The sequence below is a fragment of the Streptomyces boncukensis genome, from assembly GCF_011045075.1.
Taxonomy (GTDB): Bacteria; Actinomycetota; Actinomycetes; order Streptomycetales; family Streptomycetaceae; genus Streptomyces; species Streptomyces boncukensis.
The window spans coordinates 1-3,200 of the sequence record NZ_JAAKZZ010000689.1 but is presented as its reverse complement, the minus strand read 5'-3'; the positions used below and the strand labels follow the sequence as shown (position 1 = coordinate 3,200).

Here is a 3,200-nt window from a genome sequence, read left to right as displayed (position 1 = left end):
GCCCCAGCGAGGCGCCCACGCCGTTGAAGTCGCCGCCGAGCTTGAGGGTGGCGGAGGTGAGCACCACGGAGCGGTCCGCGAAGAGCTTCTCGCGCAGCAGCCCGGAGACCGTCAGCGGGGCGACGCGCAGCGAGGCGCCGTACCGGTCGTGCCGCTCGTACCAGACGACGTCGTACTCCGAGCCCTCCAGGAGGCGCTCGGCCACATCGTGCACTGTCTCCACGGACGCCTTGGCCTGCTTGCGGACCGCGTCCTCGTCCTCCACCGACCTGTCCCGGGTGTTCCCCAGGGAGCTGAGGCAGGCGCGGGCGGCGTCCCGCAGCGCCGCCAGGGCGTGCCCGAGGTCCTCCGGGAGCGCCTCCAGGCGGCCCGGCAGGGCCAGCTCCATCAGCCGCTCGAAGCCCTCGGCGGCGGTCTGGAGCTGGTCGGCCGCCTTCTCGTCGACCAGCTTGGCGGCGCGGCGCACCGCGCGGTTCACTCCGCCCGGGGTGAGCTCTCCGGTGGCCACACCCGTCACCCGGGAGACCAGCTCGTGGGCCTCGTCCACGATCAGGACCTCGTGGCCCGGCAGCACCGGGGCGCCCTCGATGGCGTCGATGGCGAGCAGCGCGTGGTTGGTCACGATGACGTCGGCCAGCTTGGCCCGCTCCCGCGCCGCCTCCGCGAAGCACTCGGCGCCGTATGCGCACTTGCTCGCGCCCAGACACTCCCGGGACGAGACCGAGACCTGGACCCAGGCGCGGTCGGACACGCCGGGCGTGAGGTCGTCCCGGTCGCCCGTCTCCGTCTCGTCCGACCAGTCGCGCAGCCGGAGGAGGTCCTTGCCGAGCCGGGAGGTGGGCGCCGCGCCCTCGAAGGGGTCGAAGAGGCCGTCCTCCTCTTCCTGCGGGACGCCCTCGTGCATCCGGTGCAGGCACAGGTAGTTGGAGCGGCCCTTGAGCATGGCGAACTGGGGACTGCGGCGCAGCAGCGGATGCAGGGCCTCGACGGTGCGCGGCAGGTCGCGCTCGACGAGCTGGCGCTGCAGCGCCAGCGTGGCGGTGGCGACAACGACGCGCTCGCCGTGCGCGAGCGCGGGCACCAGATAGCCGAGCGACTTCCCGGTGCCGGTGCCCGCCTGCACGAGGAGGTGGTGGCCGTCGTCGACGGCCTCGGCTACGGCCTCGGCCATGGCGGCCTGACCGGGGCGCTCCGTGCCGCCCACGGCGGTGACGGCGGCGTGGAGGAGTTCGGTGAGGGCGGGCTTGCTCATAGATCCGACACCCTACGCGCCACCACTGACAGCGCGCTCGCCTCCGGCCACCCGGACCCTGCGCAATGCGTGACGGCAGTGCTACGGTCCGTACAGGGGGTTGGGCACGGTGCCGTGCACCGCGGCGTGCGGGCGTTCCGGGCGGTCGCGGTAGCCGTCGAGGTGCAGCCGGTTGCGGTTGAGGCAGAGCCGCTCGATACGGGGAGTGAGCAGATCGAAGGTGTCGAATCGGTTCTTGAGCCCGGGGAAGCGGCGGTGATAGCGGTCGATCTCCGCCCGCACGAGTGACCAGAACGCGTCCTCGGGCAGGCCGAGTTGCTCCTCGCACAGCGGCGCGAGGTAGCGGAAGACGCCGACGAAGAGACCGGAGTGGATGAACTGCGGGAGGAAGCCCGGCGGTTCGGTCAGCAGCACCTCGCGCACGTCCTGCGGCATGGACGCCAGTTCGGGCACCGGCTGGGAGCTGACGTTGACGTCGTCCACGAAGTCCTTGACGGCCAGCCGGGCCGGCACGTCGCGCTCGTCGAAGACGACGATGGTGTTCTCGCCGTGCGGGGAGAACACCGTGCCGTAGCGGTAGAGGAAGTGCAGCAGCGGCGGCAGCAGGGCGGCGAACAGATGCCGCAGCCACACCGACGGCTCCAGGCCCGAACGGGCCACCAGTTCGGCGGTGAGGGACCGTCCGTGCACATCGGTGTGGATGAGCGAGGCGAGGGTGCGGGCGCGCTCGCCGGGGCCGAGGTACGGGGCGAGCGGCTCCCGCCAGATGCAGCCGAGCAGTTCGCGGTACTGGTACGGCACGTCCGGCAGCCGGTCGAAGACCGGATGCGCCACCGCGACGGACGCGACCTCGCCCAGCAGGACGGCGCGGCACTCCTCGGCGAGGAACGGGTCGCCGTCCCGCAGGGAGTGCACCCAGGAGGTGACGGCGGGGGCCGCCTTGGTGCGTTCGGTCGGAAGGCCGCGCCACACCAGCGTGTTGAGGATGGCCAGCGGCAGCTTGACCGTGAGCCGGTCGGGGCGGCTGGCGTTGAGGAAGGTGCGGATCGACTGCTGCGGCAGCCGCAGGTCCCCGTCGCTGTGCAGCGGGACGATGTCATGCCCGGCCAGCGAGGCGGCGAACAGCGGCGCGATCGTCTCGTCCCACTGCCAGGGGTGCACGGGCAGGAAGACGTACTCCTGTGGGGCCAGCCCCCTTGCGCGCAGGGCCTCGTGGAAGCCGTCCAGGGTCTCCTGGCCGAGTTCGCGCGCGTACAGCCGGGCGGGCTCCTCCAGTCCGGCCACGCCCCGGTACTCGGCGGCGGCGCGGCGGACTGCGATCCAGGGGAGCCGCTGCGGGCAGCGCGCCTCGGGCGCCCAGCGGGCCGCGTCGGAGGCCGAGAAACCGATTCGGCCCTTGTTCGCCACGAGCCAGGGATGGCCTGTCATGTGCCCTTCGAGCTCGGCGTAGTCGAGGGCGGCCAGGTCGGCGCTGGACAGGCCGGCGGAGTCCAGCCGGGCGTCGGCGGTGAGGGTCGCGGAGAGCTCGCGGAGGTAGTGCCCCGTGGTGTCGCGGCCCAGGCCCAGGAGGGTGTCGTGGGCGCGGGAGACGAAGGTGAAGGGGCAGGCGGGCTCGCCGAGCGACGCGGCGTCGACGCTCCAGTCGCCGTAGGCGCCGCGCCGGGCCCGGAAGCGGAGGGTGAGGCCGCCGTCGACAGGCAGCCGGTACGGGCGGTAGGGGCCGGGTGCGCCGGGCGCTTCGGCCTCGGGGTGGACGATCTCCTCGTAGGCGAACTCGGCGATCATCTTGGCGAGCAACCGTCGGGAGGCGCGGGCCCAGGCGTCCCGGTCCAGGCCCTCGGGAAGTGCCGGCGGCTCGGGGTCGCGTGCGTCGGTGGAGGTGTCGGAGGGGGATAGCGGCACGGAGCGGCTCCTTGCTGGGGTTCGGGGACGGGGTGCGGTATGGACA

2 protein-coding genes are annotated in these 3,200 nt (G+C 73.0%); both read right to left on the bottom strand.

What is annotated here, in order from left to right:
- Positions 1 to 1,252, bottom strand: a 1,252-nt coding sequence (locus G5C65_RS34280; protein WP_165302967.1) for an ATP-dependent DNA helicase, incomplete at its 3' end; no start/stop codon positions are given.
- Between the two features lie 81 nt (positions 1,253 to 1,333).
- A complete protein-coding gene (locus G5C65_RS34275) occupies positions 1,334 to 3,154 on the bottom strand; it encodes an IucA/IucC family protein (RefSeq protein ID WP_165302966.1) in 1,821 nt (606 codons plus the stop codon).
- Positions 3,155 to 3,200: the final 46 nt, after the last annotated feature.